Here is a 17,226-nt window from a genome sequence, read left to right on the forward strand (position 1 = left end):
TGTTGGCTGAGGGGAAAAACACACGCGGAAACCCGGGGCGCCCTCGGGGGTTTCGCACCGGGGCAGAGGAGGGGTCCCCGCCGGGTTTCTTGCCTGGGCCCCTTCCGTATGCGTGCGTGCGGGTGCTCGCGGTCAGCCGCGGGTCGCCGGGGCGCGGCCGCCGGCCACTCCCGCGCGGGTCGCCGGAGCACGGCCGCCGGCCACCCCGGCGGGCCCGCGGACCGGCTCCTCTGAGCCGGGCGGACGCTGCGGGAAGTACCCCGGGCGGGGTCCTCCGGAGGCCACGGGCAGCGAGGGGACCAGACGGCGACGGTCCCGCAGCCGGTCCCGTACCCGGTCGCGCAGGGCGAGGATCCACGACTCGGCCACGGCGAGGACCGGCTCGCACCAGGGCAGGGCGAGCAGGATCAGCAGTCCGGCGGCCCAGCCCAGGAGGACGTCGCTCAGCCAGTGCGTGCCCAGATAGACCGTGGTGAGTCCGACACCGAGCGCGACCACGGCGGAGAGCGCCGACAGATAGCGCCTGGCCCTCGGGGTGGTCGCGAGATAGGCGAGGATGCCCCAGGTCACGACCGCGTTGGCGGTGTGACCCGAGGGGAATATGTCGCCGCCCGCGAAGAGCTCGGCGGAGCCGACCTCGGTCGCGTAGTGGGGTCCGAGACGGCCGAGCCCGAGCTTGACCGCGCCGACCGTGACGTTCAGCAGCAGGAGGGCGGCGCCGAGGCAGAGCAGCGGCCGCAGGGTGTGCTGGCGCCAGGAGCGCCAGCCCAGCCAGGCGGCCACCATGACGGCCGTGGGGCCGCGCTGGCCGAGGACGACGTAGTAGTCGAGGAAGCCGTGGATCTCCGGCCACTGCTGATAGGGCCGGAAGAGCATGATCTTCCAGTCGAGGGTCACCAGCCACGTCGAGAGCAGCACGGCGACGACCATGGCGAGATAGAACGCCGACGTCCCGCCGAAGAGGGCGAGACGCGTGCGGGTCATCCGCGGGACCTCTATCTTCGGCGGTTCCGGCTCCCGGTCCAGCCGGGCAAAGATGTCGGTACGCACCCAATCGACGTTACAGGGAGTGAGTAGCAGACCCGGTCGTTCCGGTCTGTTCGTGATGTTGATGTGATGTGGAGTAGGTCTCAGTCGGTGACCTATTACCGGCGTCCGTCGGGAAATCCGATGACCTTCCGCCGTATTGCCGCGGGGTCGATTTCGGAAGCGTGTTTGAGCGCGCGGGAATTGCTTCAAACAGGTGTCCGTACGTCATTCCATGCGACGCGCGGGCCGCCCCGAGTGGCGTACGCCACACCGCGCGGCCCGCCGGGGTGAGAGCTGCACCACGCGCTCGGGCCTTGAACTCGCGTACGCTGACGGCTCACTCGCCCGTCGATGCCGGGCCGCCCCAGGGGCATAAGCCCTGGTCGGGAGCCGCCGAGCGCGAGAGCTTCACTGGGAGGTACGTACATGTCGCGGACGAACACGGCCCCAGCACCACCGCGTGCCACAGCCGACGGCGGAGCCAACCGCTGGGTCGTCCTCGTCGTCCTCTGCGTCAGCCTTCTCGTGGTCGCGCTCGACGCGACCATCCTCCACGTCGCGATCCCCTCGCTCACCGAGGACCTGCGCCCCAGCTCCACCGCGCTGCTCTGGATCGTCGACGCCTACCCCTTGATCTGCGCCTCGCTCCTGATCCTCTTCGGCACCCTCGGGGACCGGGTCGGACGGCGCAGAGTCCTGCTCCTCGGATACGCACTGTTCGGCATCGCCTCGGCGGTCGCCGCGCTCGCCACCGAACCCTCGGTCCTCATCGGGGCCCGGGTGCTCCTCGGCGTCGGCGGCGCCATGATCATGCCCGCCACGCTCTCCATCCTCCGGGCGGTCTTCCCCGACCGGCGGGAGCGAGCCACGGCCATCGGCATCTGGACGGCGGTCGCCGCGATAGGGGCCGCCACCGGACCCGTGCTCGGCGGCTTCCTCGTCGAGCACTACTGGTGGGGCTCCGTCTTCCTCATCAACATTCCGCTGATGGCACTGATCCTGCCGCTCGGCCGCCGCCTCCTCCCCGAGTCCCGTGGCGTCGCCGACGGGCCCTGGGACGTGCTCGGCGCGCTCATGGCCGCCGCCGGTGTGCTCGGCTGCGTCCTCGGGGTCAAGCGCGCCGGCGCCGGCGAACCGCTCCTCGCGTTCCCGACCGCCGGGCCGCTGCTGCTCGGCGCCGCGCTCCTCGTCCTCTTCGTACGGCGTCAGAGGCGGCGCCCCCACCCGCTGATCGACATGCGGCTCTTCTCCCGGGCCGCCTTCACCACCTCGGTCGGCTGCATCGTGCTCGCGATGCTGGCCCTGGTCGGCCTGCAGCTCATCGCCGTCCAGTATCTCCAGCTGGTGCTCGGCCTCAGCCCGCTGGAGACCGGGCTGCGACTGCTGCCGCTCACCTTCGCCGCGATGGCCGCCGGTGCCACCGGCTCGTACACCCTGCGCCGGATCGGACCCCGCCGGATGGTCGGCTGGGGCTTCGTCCTCACCGCCGCCGCCGTGCTGCTGCTCACCTTCATGGGGCAGCACGACCGGCCGCTGCTGCTCACGGTGGGCTTCGTACTGCTCGGCTTCGGCCTGCAGACCACGCTCTTCTCGGCGTACGAGTCGATGCTCAGCGAGGCCCCGCAGCGGAGCGCGGGCGCCGCCGCCTCGATCGGCGAGACCTCGTACCAGCTCGGCGCCGGCATGGGCACCGCCCTGCTCGGCAGTGTGATGAACGCGGCGTACGGCCCCGGACTGGCCGCGATCCCCGGCGTGCCCGCGGAGGCGAGCCGGGCCGCGGCGAACTCGCTCGGCGAGGCCTACCAGGTCGCCGACCAGCTCGGTGGCGCGGCGGGCGGCGCGCTGCACCAGGCCGCCCGGCACGCCTTCGTGAACGGGCTGCACATCACGCTCTTCGTGAGCGCGGGACTGCTGCTGCTCGGCGCGGCGATGGCCCGGCGCCTGCCCCGGGTGATGGAGTGCCCGGTGGATCCGGAGGAGGAGATGTCCTCCGGTGTCCCGGCGGCGGAGCCGCCGGTGCTGTCGAAGACGGCTCCGTCCGGGACGGCCGGGTCCGAGCCCGTCCGGTCCGCGCCGGTGCCGTCGAAGCCGACGGGGGTCGTGCGGTGCCCGGAGTCGTCCGAGGTCCTGGAGCTCGCCGACCCGTCCGAGCCGCGGGTGCCCGCGACCCGGGAAGCGATCGAGCCCGCCGGCTCGGGGCGTCCGGCGCACTGACCCGATCCCCGGGGGATGCCCGGCCGGCCGGCGGACCCGCTCAGCTCTGGTTGAAGAAACCGTCCTGCCGGCGCCGGCCCGTCTCACCGGTGACGATCTGGGTGTCGGCCGGGGTCAGCAGGAAGACCCGCGTCGCCACGCGCTCGATCGAACCGCGCAGACCGAAGGCGAGACCGGCGGCGAAGTCGACCACGCGCTTGGCGTCGTTCGCCTCCATCGCGGTCAGGTTCACGATCACCGGAACACCGTCCCGGAAGAGCTCGCCGATGCCGCGGGCGTCCCGGAAGCCGTCGGGGGAGACGGTGGCGATGCGTCGGCCCCGGTCCTCGGCGGTGTCCGTGGCCACCCGGACCCGGGGGTCCGTCACCCAGGCGTCGCCGCCCTCGGCACCGTCGGCGTACTCGTCGTCGTAGTAACGCTCGTCGTTGTCCTCGACGAGTCCCAGCCAGGCACTCGCCTTGCGCACCGATCCCATGGACGCCTCCTTTCACGCGGTCACTTGTGGTTCCGCAATCCCTATCGTCCTTCATGATGCGGATCGCGCGCCAAGTGGATAGTCGGCGCGCACGGGATTCGTGACGGTACTGGTGCAGAACGTGAGCACCGTTTCCTGGCGATTAGTCAGGAAACTTGCGGTATGCGGGGCCTGGGGGAGGGCCATGTAGCTGAAAATATGAAAGTCGGGCCACAAGGGTGACGATGGGCGCGTACGGGTGAACGGCCCCGCTCGCTACGATGCCGCGAGGCCGTCCGGCGGTCCATAGCCCGGCCCAGATTCACGACTCACGGGGGAGTCCATGTTCGGAATCGTCAGACCCTGCACCCACCGGCTCACCGACGGGCTCAAGACCGAGTGGATGGCCCATCTCTGTGGCCTCTGCCTGGCACTTCGCGCCGACCACGGCCAGTTCGCCCGGGTCGTCACCAACTACGACGGGCTCATCGTCTCCGTTCTGACGGAGGCTCAGACCGGCGTCACGGAGGCGGGCCGTCGCACGGCCGGGCCCTGCGCGCTGCGCGCCATGCGGACCGCACCCGTGGCCCAGGGCGAGGGCGCCCGGCTCGCCGCCGCCGTCTCGCTCGTCCTCGCCTCGGCGAAGGTACGGGACCACGTCGCCGACCGGGACGGGCTGTTGGCCCGGCGACCCGCCGCCGCCGCGGCCCGCCGCGTCGCCCGCTCCTGGGACAAGGCGGGAGCCAGGACCGGCCGTGCCCTCGGCTTCGACACCGCCGTCCTCGTCGACGCCGTCGACCGCCAGACCGGGATCGAGGCCCTCGCCGGACCCGGCACCTCCCTGCTCACCGTCACCGAACCGACCGAGACCGCCACCGCGGCCGCCTTCGCGCACACCGCCGTCCTCGCCGGACGGCCCGGGAACGCGGAGCCGCTCGCCGAGGCGGGCCGGCTCTTCGGCCGCCTCGCCCACCTCCTCGACGCCGTCGAGGACCAGACCGCCGACGCGGAGAAGGGCGCCTGGAACCCGCTCACCGCGACCGGCACCTCCCGCGAGGAGGCCCGCCGGCTCGCCGACGACGCCCTGCACGGCATCCGCCTCGCTCTGAAGGACGCCGAGTTCGCCGACGACAAGCTGGCGCACGTCCTGCTCGCCCACGAACTCCGCACCTCGGTGGACCGCGCCTTCGGTACGACGACCTGCGCGCACGGGGCGCCGGGGGCCGGACAGGGCATGCCGGGCGGCCATGCCCACGGCGCCCACGGCCCGGTGCCCGGCAACCCGTACGCCCCCGGCCCCGGCGGCCCGGGTGGTCCCTACGCCCCCGGGCCCGGCGGCCCCGGGGGGCCCGGCGGTCCCTTCCCGCCCGGGCCCCCGAACCGGCGCGGCCTGATCGCCGGATGCGCCCTCTGGGTGGGCCTCGCCTGCACCTGCCAGATGTGCTGCGGCACCTTCGAGGACCCCTGGAGCCGCCAGCGGCGCGAAGGGCTCTGCCAGCAGTGCGACCCCGGCAGCTGCTGCGACTGCTGTGACTGCTGCAGCAACTGCTCCTGCTGCGAGGGCGACGGCTGCTGCGGGGACTGCGGCTGCGGCTGCGACTGCTGACGCCCCGTCGGACGTCCGGGCGCCGCCCTACCTCTTCGGTGCCGGGAGCTCCGGCGGGGAGATCTGCGAGGTGGCGATGCCCGACCCCGTCACGCCCCACTTCCGCAGGATCCTGTCGTACGTCCCGTCCGCCTTCAGGCCGTTCACCGCGGCCTGGAAGGCGGGCGCGAGCGGCGTGCCCTTCTTGAAGGCGAAGCCGACGTCGAGCCGCCGGTACTCGTTGAGGAACTTCACGTTCTTCTGCTGTGTCACCGCGTACCGCACCCCGTTGATCGTGTTCATCACGACATCGCTGCGGCCCTGCTGGAGCGACATCCAGATCGCCCCGGTCTCGCTGTAGACGTTCACCTCGTACGGCTTCCTGCCCGCCTCCGCGCACCGGCCCTTGTTCTGCTCCAGGGTCCGTTCGAAGGTGGTGCCCGCGTTCACGGCCACCTTCAGACCGCACAGCTGCGTGAGGTCGGTGACCGCCTTCAGCGGGCTGTCCGCGCGGCTCGCGAAGCCCTGGCCGTCGTTGATGTAGGTCACGAAGTCGATGGCCTTGCGCCGCTCCTCCGTCACACCGAAGTTCCCGGTGCCGACGTCGTACTTGCCGCTGCCGAGCGCCGGCAGGATCGCCTCGAACCCGACCACCTCGCGCTTGAGCTCCAGGCCGAGGGCCTTCGCCACGCCCGCGGCGAAGTCGGCGTCGACCCCCACGACGGTCCTGCCGTCGGGCAGATACGCCGAGCTGGGCGGGGTGGCGACGGACGAGGCGATCGTGAAACCGCCCCGCTGCCGCACCTCGGCGGGCAGCAGCTTCACCGCCGCCTCGTTCCTCTTCACCGCCGACACCACGTCCTCCGTCGGGAGCGCGCCCTTCGCGGCCCCCGCGGCGCCCGGCGCCCCCGAGGCACCGGCCGGGGCCGTCGCGGGTTCGCCGCCCGCGCAGGCGGTCAGGGTGAGGGCGGCGCCGGTGATCAGGGCGAAGACAAGGGCGGTGCGTGCGGTGCCGGGACGCGTGCGCGTGGTCATGGCTTCGGGTTCTCCAGGGTTTTCTCGAACGGCAGCGGGCCGATCGACTCGGGATCGGCGGACACGTCGAAGAGCGGGCGGTAGCCGCTCGCCAGATAGAGGCCCCTGGCCTCCGGCTGACGCGGTCCGGTCGTGAGATAGAGGCGGGAGTAGCCGCGTGCGGCGGCCTCCCGTTCGAGCACGGTCAGGACCCGGCGGGCGAGCCCGCGCCTGCGGTGCGCCGAGTGGGTCCAGATCCGCTTCAGTTCGGCGGTGTCGTCGTCGTAGCGGCGGTACGCGCCGCCCGCCACGGGCCGGCCCTGCTCCAGCAGGAGCAGGAAGGCGCCGTGCGGCGGGGCGAACTCCTCCGCCGGGTAGCGGCTCAGATCGTGCGCGGAGCCGTACCGGGTCGTGTACTCGTGCGCCAGCTCGTCGAGGAGCGGGCGCGCCAAGGGGTCGGTGGTCGTGGTCCGGTGCACGGACAACGCGAAGGTCATGACGGTCCTTCAGGACGAAGGAGGGCAGCCCCTCAGAACGAAGGAGGGCGGCGCGGCAGAGCGAGGGGAGGGGAGAGCGCAGGCACGACGAGGTGCCTGGATGTGAAGGCGCCGCGGAGAACAGCACGCGGACGGGGCGGAGCCGGAGGTCGGCTCACCGAGCAGCGGGTCGGCTCAACAGGAAGAGGACCACACGCGACCGAAGTCGATGTGGGAGCGCGTGACCAGCTGCTGCGAGTGCATGGCCACAGTGGAACAGGCATCCGTGCCCGCGTCAACCGCGATGAGACGTACAGCTCACAGTGCGGACACCCTTGACAGCAGGGCCCGTTGACCGCATAGCCTCGAAGGGTGGATCGGGTTGAGGGGCCCGGTTCCGTGCTCACCGCGTGTGAAGGCGCACCCCGTGTTCGATCCGCCTCTGGCATCCACGGAGTCTTCGTATGTCCGCGACCCTGGTCAAGACCCCCTCCACGGCCCCGCCGGCCGAACCACCGCCCCGCATCGTCCCCGCCCGCCGCGCCGGGCAGTGGACCGCCGCGGGCCTCGTCCTCCTCCTGCTCGCCCTCGGCCTGGTCTCGGTCGTCCGCAACAAGGCCTTCCAGTGGGACGTGGTCGCGGAGTACTTCACCTCCGCGTCCGTCCTGCGCGGACTCGGCCTCACCCTGTGGCTGACCGCCCTCGTCATGGCACTCGGCTTCGTCCTCGGCACCCTGCTCGCCGTGCTCAGACTCTCCGCCAACCCCGTTCTGCGTGCGGTGAGTTGGGGATACGTCTGGTTCTTCCGGTCCACCCCGATCCTGGTCCAGCTGCTCTTCTGGTTCAACATCGGCGCGCTCTACCCGCAGATCCTCGGCGTCAGCACGGTCAACCTCCTCGGCCCCGTGTCCGTCGCCGTCATCGGCCTCACCCTCCACGAGGCCGCCTACGCCGCCGAGGTGGTGCGCGGCGGCATCCTCTCCGTCGACCGCGGCCAGCTGGAGGCCGCCCAGTCCCTCGGCCTCGGCCGGTGGCGCCGGCTCTCCCGGATCGTGCTGCCGCAGGCCATGCGGGCCATCGTCCCGCCGGCCGGCAACATGCTGATCGGCACCCTCAAGGGCACCTCGATCGTCTCCGTGATCGCCGTCCAGGACCTGCTCTACTCGACCCAGCTCGTCTACCACCGCACGTACGAGGTCATCCCGCTGCTGCTCGTGGCCACGCTCTGGTACGTCGCCGTCACCTCCGTCCTCAGCCTCGGCCAGCACTACGTCGAGCGCCACTACGCCCGCGGTACGGCGGGTGCGCGATGAGCCCGCCCGCCTCGACGCTCGCGCTCGTGATCGTGGGCGCCGGGCCGCGCGGAACCGGCTTCCTCGAACGGCTCGCCGCCAACCTGCCCGAGCTGTACGGCGACCGCCCCCTCGACCTCCACCTCGTCGACCCGCACCCGCCGGGCCCCGGCCGCATCTGGCGCACCGCGCAGTCCCCGCTGCTCTGGATGAACTCCCGGGCCGAGGACGTCACCATGTTCACCGATGAGACCGTCGACCTGGCGGGCCCCGTCCGACCCGGCCCCACCGTCGCCGAATGGGCCGGCATCGAGGGCCGCACCTTCCCCACCCGCCCCCAGCAGGGCGCCTATCTGCGCTGGGTCTTCGAGCGGGCCCGGGCCGCGCTGCCCGCCTCCGTCTCCGTCCACGAGCACCGCACCACCGCCCTGCGGATCGGCGGCCCGCGCGAGGGGCGCCAGCGGGTCTGGCTGGAGGGTTCCGCCGCGCCCCTCCTCGCCGACCTCGTCGTCCTCACCGTCGGCCACCTCGACGCCGAACCCGACCCGGAGCAGCGGGCCCTCGCCGGCTTCGCCGCCCGCCACGGCCTCGTCCACCTGCCGCCCGACTTCACCGCCGACACCGACCTGAGCGCCCTGCCCGCCGGCGAGGCCGTTCTCGTCCGCGGCTTCGGGCTCGCCTTCGTCGACCTCATGGTGCTGCTCACCGAGGGCCGCGGCGGACGGTACGAGGGCGAGGGCGACGCGCTGGTCTACGTACCCTCCGGCAAAGAACCGGTGTTGTACGTCGGCTCGCGCCGGGGCGTCCCGTACCACTCGAAGATCGGTTACGCCCTCGACGGCGAACGGCCCCCGCTGCCCCGCTTCTTCGGCCCCGAGCAGACCGACGCCCTGCTGCGGAGGACCGGGTCGATCGACTTCCGGCGCGATGTGTGGCCCCTGATCGACAAGGAACTCGGCTGGGCCCACTACCACCGGCTCTTCTCCACCCACCCCGAGCGGACCACGCTCGCGTGGGCCGACTTCGAACCGGCCTACGCGGCGGCTGCGCCCCGCGGGGCCGAACTCGCCGCAGTCGTCGCCGCGGCCGTCCCCGACCCGGCCGACCGGCTCGACCTGGACGCCCTCGACCACCCCCTGGACGGCATCCGCTTCGCCTCGGCGGAAGCCCTCCAGCACGGTCTGCGCGCCTACATCACCGACGACCTCACCCGCCGTCACGACCCCGCCCACAGCTCCGACGCCGCCGTCTTCGCCGGCCTGCTCTCCGTCTACGGACAGCTCCTCCGGCTCGGGAACCGCATCGACACCGGCGACTGGTGGCACGGCTTCTTCAGCTACCTCGCCTCCGGGCCGCCCGGCCCCCGGCTGCGCCGGCTCCTCGCCCTCTCCCGCGCGGGTGTCGTCCGCTTCCTCGGCCCCCGGGTCACCGTCGAGGCCGACGAGGAGCGCGGAGTCTTCCGTGCCGCGTCCGTCGCCGTACCCGGGGAGTGGACCGAGGCACGCGCCCTGGTCGAGGCCCGGCTCCCCGACCCCACCCTCGAACTCACCCGCAGCCCGCTGCTGCGCGCCCTGCACGAGGAGGGCGCCCGGGCCACCACCAGCGGCCTCCTCGTCGTCGACCCCGTCGACGGCCGGGTCCTCGACGTCGACGGACGTCCGCACCCGCGCCGCTTCGCGCTCGGTCCGCACACCACCGCGCGGACCGACAGCGCCTTCACCCGGCCCCGTACCGGCGGGGTCGCCTTCCGGCAGAACGACGTCACCGCGCGGGCGGCGCTGACGTTCCTGCGCGACCGGGCGTGTCGGCTCCCCGCCCCGCTCAGCGCCTGATCCCCTCCCGCCTCCCGCTGCCCGACCCCCTTTCCGAGGAACCGCCATGTCTCTCACCAGCGATCCGCCCGCCACCAGAGCCGTCGTGAAGGAACCGGTGGTGGGCCCCGAACTCGTGGTCGTCCCCGTGCGGCACCCCTGGCGCTGGGTGGCCGTCGCCGTCACCGCCGTGCTGCTCGTCCAGTTCGTCCACGGGCTCGTCACCAACCCCGGCTGGGAGTGGGACGTCTTCGCCGCGTTCTTCACCACCGAGACCGCCCTCCGGGCCGTCTGGGTCACCCTCCAGCTCACCTTCTACGGCACCGCTCTCGGGTTCGCGATCGGCATCGTGCTCGCCTTCATGCGCCTGTCGGCCAGCCCGTTCCTGCGGTCGGTGGCCTTCGGCTACATCTGGGCCTTCCGGTCGATCCCGCTCATCGTCCAGCTGCTCTTCTGGTTCAACCTCGCCTATCTCTACAAGGAACTGAGCATCGGCATCCCCTTCGGACCGAGCTTCCTCTCCTTCGACACGATGGGTCTGGTCGGCGAGATGAGCGCCGCGGTCCTCGGGCTCGCCCTGCACCAGGCGGCCTACGCGGCGGAGATCGTCCGCGGCGGTGTACTCGCCGTGGACGAGGGCCAGTTGCAGGCCGCGTCCTCCCTGGGCATCCCGCGGCTCCGGCAGGTGCGGCGGATCGTCCTGCCGCAGGCGATGCGCTCGATCCTGCCCAACGCCGCCAACGAGATCATCTCGCTCTTCAAGGGCACCTCGATCGTCTCCGTCATGGCGATCGGCGAACTCTTCTACCAGGTCCAGGTCGTCTACGGACGCAACGGACGCGTCGTCCCGCTCCTGATGGTCGCCACCGCCTGGTACGTCCTGCTCACCACCGCGCTCTCCGTCGTCCAGCACTACGTCGAACGCCACTACGCGAAGGGGAGCGTCCGATGAGCTCCGTCACCGTCGACCCGCCCGCCGGGGCCCCGTCCGCCACCACCGCCAAGGTCGAGATCCGGGCCGTCCACAAGACCTTCGGCCCCCTCCACGTCCTGCGCGGCATCGACCTGGACGTCGCCGCCGGCGAGGTCACCGTCGTCCTCGGCCCCTCCGGCTCCGGCAAGTCCACCCTGCTGCGGACCATCAACCACCTGGAGAAGGTCGACAGCGGCACCGTCAGCGTCGACGGCACCCTCGTCGGATACCGCCGCTCCGGCAACAAGCTCTACGAGCTGCGCGAGCGGGACATCCTCAAGCAGCGCACCCGGATCGGCTTCGTCTTCCAGAACTTCCATCTCTTCCCGCACCTCACCGTCCTGGAGAACATCGTCGAGGCCCCTGTCTCGGCCCTGAAGCGCCCCCGCAAGGAGGCCGAGGCCGCGGCCCGGACGCTGCTCGAACGCGTCGGGCTCGCCGACAAGGCGGAGGCGTACCCCAAGCAGCTCTCCGGCGGACAGCAGCAGCGGGTCGCCATCGCCCGCGCGCTCGCCCTCGAACCCGGTCTGCTGCTCTTCGACGAGCCGACCTCCGCGCTCGACCCCGAACTGGTCGGCGAGGTCCTCGACGTCATCAAAGACCTGGCCGCCTCCGGCACCACCATGATCGTCGTCACCCATGAGATCGGCTTCGCCCGCGAGGTCGCCGACACGGTGGTCTTCATGGACGAGGGCCGGATCGTCGAACAGGGGCCGCCGGCCGAGGTGCTCGACAGCCCGCGCCACGAACGCACCCGCGCCTTCCTCTCCAAGGTCCTCTGACCACCCGCCCCTTCCCGTCGAGGTCCTCCGACCTCCCCCCTTCCCTCCAAGGTCATCCGACCGCCCGCCCCTTCCTCTCAGGAGTACGCCATGAAGACCCGTCGCACCGTCCTCACCGCCCTCGCCTCGCTCACCGCCCTCGGAGTCCTCACCGCCTGCGGCTCGGGTGACGCCTCCACCGAGACGATCAAGGCCGAGGGGAAGAAGACCGGCAACGGCATCAACCTCGGCCCCGAGCAGAACCGCGTCCACACCCCCAAGGTCGACGCGCTCGCCGCCCAGCTCCCCGAGGCCGTCCGCAAGAGAGGCACCCTGATCCTCGGCGTCTCCGCGACGAGCAATCCGCCGCTCGCCTTCCACGCCACCGACGACAAGACGCTGATCGGCGTCGAGGTCGACCTCGCGACCCTGGTCGCCGACGCACTCGGCCTGAAGCCCGAGTTCAACCCGGTCTCCTGGGAGAACCTCTTCGTCGGCCTCGACAGCGGCAAGTACGACGCCGTCTTCTCCAACGTCACCGTCACCGAGGAGCGCAAGGACAAGTACGACTTCGCCACCTACCGCCTGGACGACCTCGCCTTCGAGGCGAAGAAGGGCTCCGGCTGGAAGGTCAAGGGCCCCGAGGACGTGGCGGGCAAGGCGATCGCCGTCGGCTCCGGCACCAACCAGGAGAAGATCCTCGTCGACTGGTCCGCGCAGAACGAGAAGGCAGGCCGCAAGCCGGTCGACATCAAGTACTACCAGAACACCTCGGACTACTACCTGGCGCTCCAGTCCGGCCGGATCGACGGCTACCTCGGGCCCAACCCCGTCGCCGCCTACCACGTGCTCTCCGCCGGACAGACCGAGATCGTCGGCAAGTTCTCCGGGGCGGGCGCCGGACTCCAGGGCAAGATCGCGGCCACCACGAAGAAGGACAGCGGACTCGTCGCCGCCTACGCCGCCGCGATCGACCACATCGTCGAGAACGGCACCTACGCCCAGGTCCTCGAGCGGTGGGGCCTCGACAGCGAGGCCGTGACGAAGTCGGAGATCAACCCGCCCGGGCTGCCCCGCACCAAGAACTGACCGCGCCCCGCTCCGTCCGCTCCACATCGCTTCGAGAGAGACCGCATGACCAGCAGCCGAACGCTCCACCTCGCCGCAGAACTCGCCCCGGGCGCGGGTGACGTCCCGGGCGCCCTCTCCTCCGCCGCCGCCCGTGCCGCCGCGTCCACCGTCGCCGACACCGCCGCCCGTACCGTCGCGCTCGCCCGGATCGCCGAGGCCGCCGCGCTCGACTTCGTCACCCACGACGACTCCTTCACCCGGCCCGGCCTCGACGCGCTCGCCGTCCTGGCCCGGGTCGCCCCCGAGACCCGCTCCATCGGCCTCGTACCGACCGTGACCACCACCCACACCGAGCCCTTCCACGTCCAGGCCGCCGTCGCCACCCTCGACTGGGTGAGCCGGGGCCGGGCGGGCTGGCGGATCGCGGTCTCCCCGACCGGGGCCGAGGCCCGGCTCTTCGGCCGCCGTCCGGTCCCGCCCACCGCCGAGCTCTGGCAGGAGGCGGGCGAGGTCGCCGAGGTCTCCCGCAAACTGTGGGACAGCTGGGAGGACGACGCCGAGATACGGGACGTGGTGACCGGACGGTTCGTCGACCGCCGCAAACTGCACCATGTGAACTTTCAGGGTGCGACCTTCTCGGTCACGGGCCCCTCGATCGTCCCCCGGCCCCCGCAGGGCAACCCGGTGACCGTCGTCGACGCCACCCGCCCGGCCGCCCGGGACACCGCCGCCCACCACGCCGACGTCGCCCTGATCAGGGCTTCCTCCGCCGAGGAGGCCGCGGCCCTGCGCGCCGAACTGCGGCAGGGGGCCCGCGCCCACGGCCGCGACCCCGGACAGCTGCGCGTCCTGCTCTCGGCGACCGTCGACCTCGACGCGTACGAGGGCGGGCCCGGGGCGCTCGCCGAACTGATCGCGGGCTGGCACGGCGGCGGCGCCATCGACGGCTTCCATCTCGTGCCGGCCGTGCCCGAGCGGGACCTGGAGCGGTTCACCGCCGGGACCGTGACCCGGCTGCGCGACCGCGGGCTCTTCCGTACGGCCTACGAGGGCGCCACCCTCCGCGACCACCTGGGGCTCGAACGCCCCGTCAGCCAGTACGCCGCCGAGGCACGGGTGACGACGGGAGCACGCGCATGACCACGACTCAGGGCCGGAAGCAGATCCATCTCGCCGCGCACTTCCCCGGCGTCAACTCCACCACCGTCTGGACCGATCCGCGCTCCGGTTCGCAGATCGACTTCTCCTCCTTCGAGCATCTCGCCAGGACCGCGGAGCGCGGCCTCTTCGACTTCTTCTTCCTGGCCGAGGGGCTGCGGCTGCGCGAGCACAACGGCCGCATCCACGACCTGGACGTCGTCGGCAGGCCCGAGTCGATCACCGTCCTGAACGCGCTCGCCGCCGTCACCGACCGGCTGGGCCTGGCCGGCACGGTCAACGCCACCTTCAACGAGCCCTACGAACTGGCCCGGCGCCTCGCCTCGCTCGACCACCTGAGCGCGGGCCGGGCCGCCTGGAACATCGTCACCTCGTCGGACGCCTTCACCGGCGAGAACTTCCGGCGCGGCGGCTTCCTGGACCGGGCCGACCGGTACACCCGGGCCGCCGAGTTCCTCGCCACGGCCCGGGAGCTGTGGGACTCCTGGACCCCGGAGGGCCGGCAGCGGCCCTTCGTCCACAGCGGGCCGCAGTTCGGGATCGAGGGCGAGTTCACCGTCCCGCGCTCCCCGCAGGGTCACCCGGTCGTCATCCAGGCCGGCGACTCCGTCGAGGGCCGGGAGTTCGCGGCCTCGGCCGCCGACGTGATCTTCACCCGGCACTCGACCCCGGAGGCGGGCCGGGAGTTCTACGCCGACGTCAAGGGGCGACTCGCCCGGTACGGGAGGGAGCCCGGCGACCTGAAGATCATGCCCGGGGTGACGTACGTCCTCGGGGACACCGACGCCGAGGCGCAGGAGCGCGCCGGCGAGATCCGCCGCCTGCAGGTCTCCCCGCAGAACGCGATCCTCGCCCTGGAGCAGATCTGGGGCCGCGACCTGTCCGGCTACGACCCGGACGGACCGCTCCCGGACGTCGACCCCGATCCCGACTCGACCCTGGTCCAGGGGCGGGTGCGGGTCGCCGACCCGGTCGGGGTGGCCAGGAAGTGGCGGGCTCTCTCCGAGGCCAAGGGCCTGTCGATCCGTCAGACGGTCGTCGAGTCCACGAGCCGGCAGTCCTTCGTCGGCAGCCCGGGGACGGTCGCGGCGGCCCTGGAGGAGTTCGTCGCCACGGACGCCGCCGACGGCTTCATCCTCGTCCCCCACCTCACCCCCGGCGGCCTCGACGACTTCGTCGACCGGGTCGTCCCGCTCCTCCAGGAGCGGGGGGTCTTCCGTACGGAGTACTCCGGCACGACGCTCCGGTCGCACCTCGGGCTTCCCGAGCCCGTGTGGAAAGGTTGAGCACCATGAGCACGGACAACGACAGCGACGCGGGTACGGACGCGGGGGCCGGACCGCGGCAGGAGTGGCAGCACTGGCACGAGCAGCGGGAGGCCGCGGTCTCCTCCTCGTACGGTCCGCTCTCCCTCACGGGCACCCACTGGCTCTCGGACTTCCCGGAGGGGCGAATTCCGGCCGTTCCGGGGGAGTGGCGGGAGGACGGCGACGAGGTGCTGCTCAGCGCCGGCGCCGAGGACGGGATCACCGTCGACGGCAAGCCCTTCACCGGCACGGTCCGGCTCACCGCCGACCACGGCCCGATCCACGAGTCCCGCGTCGAGTCGGCGGGCCGGCGGCTCGTGGTGCTGCGGCGCGAAGGGCTCTGGGCCGTACGGGACTTCGACCCCGGCTCCGAGGCCCGTACCGCCTTCCGGGGCATCGAGGCCACCCCGTACGACGAGCGCTGGGTGGTGCCCGGAGTCTTCCGGCCGTACGAGCGGACGCGCAGCGTACGGGTGGAGAACGCCGACGGTCGCGAGCGCGGTCTCGGGCTCTCCGGGGAGCTGGTCTTCGAACTGCACGGCGGCGAGCACACCCTCCAGGTGGCCGTCGAGGACGACGGCTCGCTGTGGGCGGTCTTCGCGGACGCCACCAGCGGCCGGGACAGCTACCGCTTCCGCTTCCTGCGCCCGTCGGCGCCGGCGGCGGACGGCTCGGTGACGGTCGACCTCAACCGGGCGCTGCTGCCGCCGTGCGCCTTCGCCGACCACTTCATCTGCCCGTTCCCGCCGCCCGGGAACACGCTCGACACCGCCGTCGCGGCGGGGGAGCGGCGGCTGAGCGAGCGCTGAGCGAGCGCCGGGAGAAGGACGGCTCCTTCCAACTGGTCCGTAACTTCTGGCAGTTGTGGGACGACGAGTCGAGGGTCCGTACGGCCGGATCGCGCCCTTGCGGCGTGAAGTCGTACGGCCCGAGACTCCCCCACAGCGCCGGCCCCAGGCCGCGCCTCACGGGCCCGGCACCCCACGGCGGGCCCCCGATTCCCCTCGGGAGGAACAGAAGTGAGGACCATGCGCACCACCCCCACGAGAACCGTCCGGCTGCTCGCCGTCGCGGCAGGCCTCGCCGCCGCAGCCGCGCTCGCCGCCCCCACCGCGAGCGCGGGCACCGCCTCCACCGCGGGAAGCACCCGCACCTTCGACGCCGCCGCCCTCTCGGCGACCGGCGACGCCGTCCGCGCCGCGGACGTGGCCGGTACCGCCTGGTACGCCGACACCGCCGCCGGCACGCTGGTCGTCACCGCCGACTCCACCGTCAGCCAGGCCGAACTCGCGAAGATCAAGCGCCAGGCCGGCGCGAACGCGGACGCCATCCGGGTCGAGCGCACCCCCGGAAGGTTCAGCAAGCTGATATCCGGCGGCGACGCGACGTACGCCACCAGCTGGCGCTGCTCACTGGGCTTCAACGTCCGGGACGGCGCGGGCAACTACTACTTCCTGACCGCCGGGCACTGCACCGACGGCGCGGGCACCTGGTACTCCAACTCCTCCCGGACCACCGTCCTCGGAACCACCGCCGGGTCCAGCTTCCCGGGCAACGACTACGGCCTGGTGCGCTACACCAACACCTCCGTCACCAAGTCCGGCACGGTCGGCAACGTGGACATCACGAGCGCCGTCAACGCCACCGTCGGCATGTCCGTCACCCGTCGCGGCTCCACCACCGGCACCCACAGCGGCTCCGTGACGGGCCTCAACGCCACCGTGAACTACGGGGGCGGCGACATCGTCTCCGGCCTGATCCGCACGAACGTCTGCGCCGAGCCCGGCGACTCCGGTGGCCCGCTCTACTCGGGCAGCCGTGCCGTCGGCCTCACCTCGGGCGGCAGCGGCAACTGCTCCACGGGCGGGACGACCTTCTTCCAGCCCGTGACGGAGGCGCTGAGCGCGTACGGGGTCTCCGTCTTCTAGCCGACCCGGGACGTACACACCGCACGCTCCAGGAGGAGGGCGTCGACGAGTGCCGGGCCGGGGTTTTTCTCCAGGGGGGGGGCCCCTGCCAAGGGGGGGGGGGGAACATCGTGCCGCGCAGGGGGGGGGTTGGAGGGAGGGGGGGGAACCCCC

At 72.3% G+C, this 17,226-nt stretch carries 15 protein-coding genes; 11 read left to right on the plus strand and 4 right to left on the minus strand.

The genetic code is table 11. The features are described 5' to 3' along the window. Positions 1 to 132: 132 nt before the first annotated feature. A complete protein-coding gene (locus ACZ4XX_RS29850; protein ID WP_467352459.1) occupies positions 133 to 984 on the minus strand; it encodes a phosphatase PAP2 family protein in 852 nt (283 codons plus the stop codon). 471 nt (positions 985 to 1,455) lie between these two features. On the opposite strand from ACZ4XX_RS29850, the gene ACZ4XX_RS29855 reads away from it, so the two are divergent. Next, a complete protein-coding gene (locus tag ACZ4XX_RS29855) occupies positions 1,456 to 3,243 on the plus strand; it encodes an MFS transporter (protein WP_468510971.1) in 1,788 nt (595 codons plus the stop codon). A 40-nt stretch (positions 3,244 to 3,283) separates the two neighbouring features. Here ACZ4XX_RS29855 and ACZ4XX_RS29860 read toward each other — a convergent pair whose 3' ends face one another. Further along, a complete protein-coding gene (locus ACZ4XX_RS29860; protein WP_468510972.1) occupies positions 3,284 to 3,718 on the minus strand; it encodes a cell division protein SepF in 435 nt (144 codons plus the stop codon). A gap of 322 nt (positions 3,719 to 4,040) precedes the next feature. Here ACZ4XX_RS29860 and ACZ4XX_RS29865 point away from each other — a divergent pair, with 322 nt between their 5' ends. After that, positions 4,041 to 5,303 (plus strand): DUF5685 family protein, encoded by a 1,263-nt coding sequence (locus ACZ4XX_RS29865; RefSeq protein WP_468510973.1) that lies wholly within the window; start codon positions 4,041 to 4,043, stop codon positions 5,301 to 5,303. Between the two features lie 27 nt (positions 5,304 to 5,330). On the opposite strand, the gene ACZ4XX_RS29870 is transcribed toward ACZ4XX_RS29865, so the two are convergent. Continuing rightward, positions 5,331 to 6,317, minus strand: a complete 987-nt coding sequence (locus tag ACZ4XX_RS29870) for an ABC transporter substrate-binding protein (protein ID WP_468510974.1) — start codon at positions 6,315 to 6,317, stop codon at positions 5,331 to 5,333. Then, positions 6,314 to 6,793: a GNAT family N-acetyltransferase gene (locus tag ACZ4XX_RS29875; protein WP_468510975.1), complete on the minus strand. Its 480-nt coding sequence runs from the start codon at positions 6,791 to 6,793 to the stop codon at positions 6,314 to 6,316. Before ACZ4XX_RS29875 ends, ACZ4XX_RS29870 begins: the two co-directional genes overlap by 4 nt. A 443-nt stretch (positions 6,794 to 7,236) precedes the next feature. Here ACZ4XX_RS29875 and ACZ4XX_RS29880 point away from each other — a divergent pair, with 443 nt between their 5' ends. The 9 genes from ACZ4XX_RS29880 to ACZ4XX_RS29920 all read left to right on the plus strand — a co-directional run bounded on the left by ACZ4XX_RS29880 (position 7,237) and on the right by ACZ4XX_RS29920 (position 17,073). Beyond that, the gene (locus tag ACZ4XX_RS29880) at positions 7,237 to 8,085 is read left to right on the plus strand and encodes an amino acid ABC transporter permease (protein ID WP_468510976.1); all 849 of its coding nucleotides are present in this window, start codon (positions 7,237 to 7,239) and stop codon (positions 8,083 to 8,085) included. Continuing rightward, the gene (locus tag ACZ4XX_RS29885; protein ID WP_468510977.1) at positions 8,082 to 9,896 is read left to right on the plus strand and encodes an FAD/NAD(P)-binding protein; all 1,815 of its coding nucleotides are present in this window, start codon (positions 8,082 to 8,084) and stop codon (positions 9,894 to 9,896) included. The genes ACZ4XX_RS29880 and ACZ4XX_RS29885 overlap by 4 nt, the downstream gene beginning before the upstream one ends. A gap of 46 nt (positions 9,897 to 9,942) precedes the next feature. After that, positions 9,943 to 10,827: an amino acid ABC transporter permease gene (locus tag ACZ4XX_RS29890; protein ID WP_468510978.1), complete on the plus strand. Its 885-nt coding sequence runs from the start codon at positions 9,943 to 9,945 to the stop codon at positions 10,825 to 10,827. After that, entirely contained in the window at positions 10,824 to 11,630 is an 807-nt protein-coding gene (locus ACZ4XX_RS29895; RefSeq protein ID WP_468510979.1) for an amino acid ABC transporter ATP-binding protein, read from the plus strand. Before ACZ4XX_RS29890 ends, ACZ4XX_RS29895 begins: the two co-directional genes overlap by 4 nt. Positions 11,631 to 11,720: 90 nt before the next feature. Next, positions 11,721 to 12,698: an ABC transporter substrate-binding protein gene (locus ACZ4XX_RS29900; protein ID WP_468510980.1), complete on the plus strand. Its 978-nt coding sequence runs from the start codon at positions 11,721 to 11,723 to the stop codon at positions 12,696 to 12,698. Positions 12,699 to 12,743: 45 nt separating this feature from the next. Beyond that, positions 12,744 to 13,820, plus strand: a complete 1,077-nt coding sequence (locus ACZ4XX_RS29905; protein ID WP_468510981.1) for an LLM class flavin-dependent oxidoreductase — start codon at positions 12,744 to 12,746, stop codon at positions 13,818 to 13,820. Next, positions 13,817 to 15,124, plus strand: coding sequence for an NtaA/DmoA family FMN-dependent monooxygenase (locus ACZ4XX_RS29910; protein ID WP_468510982.1), 1,308 nt, complete (start codon positions 13,817 to 13,819; stop codon positions 15,122 to 15,124). Before ACZ4XX_RS29905 ends, ACZ4XX_RS29910 begins: the two co-directional genes overlap by 4 nt. 5 nt (positions 15,125 to 15,129) lie before the next feature. Continuing rightward, positions 15,130 to 15,954 (plus strand): DUF1684 domain-containing protein, encoded by an 825-nt coding sequence (locus ACZ4XX_RS29915; protein WP_468510983.1) that lies wholly within the window; start codon positions 15,130 to 15,132, stop codon positions 15,952 to 15,954. Between the two features lie 219 nt (positions 15,955 to 16,173). Next, the gene (locus tag ACZ4XX_RS29920) at positions 16,174 to 17,073 is read left to right on the plus strand and encodes a S1 family peptidase (RefSeq protein WP_468510984.1); all 900 of its coding nucleotides are present in this window, start codon (positions 16,174 to 16,176) and stop codon (positions 17,071 to 17,073) included. Positions 17,074 to 17,226: the final 153 nt, after the last annotated feature.

The organism is Streptomyces sp. NPDC029956 (assembly GCF_055574655.1).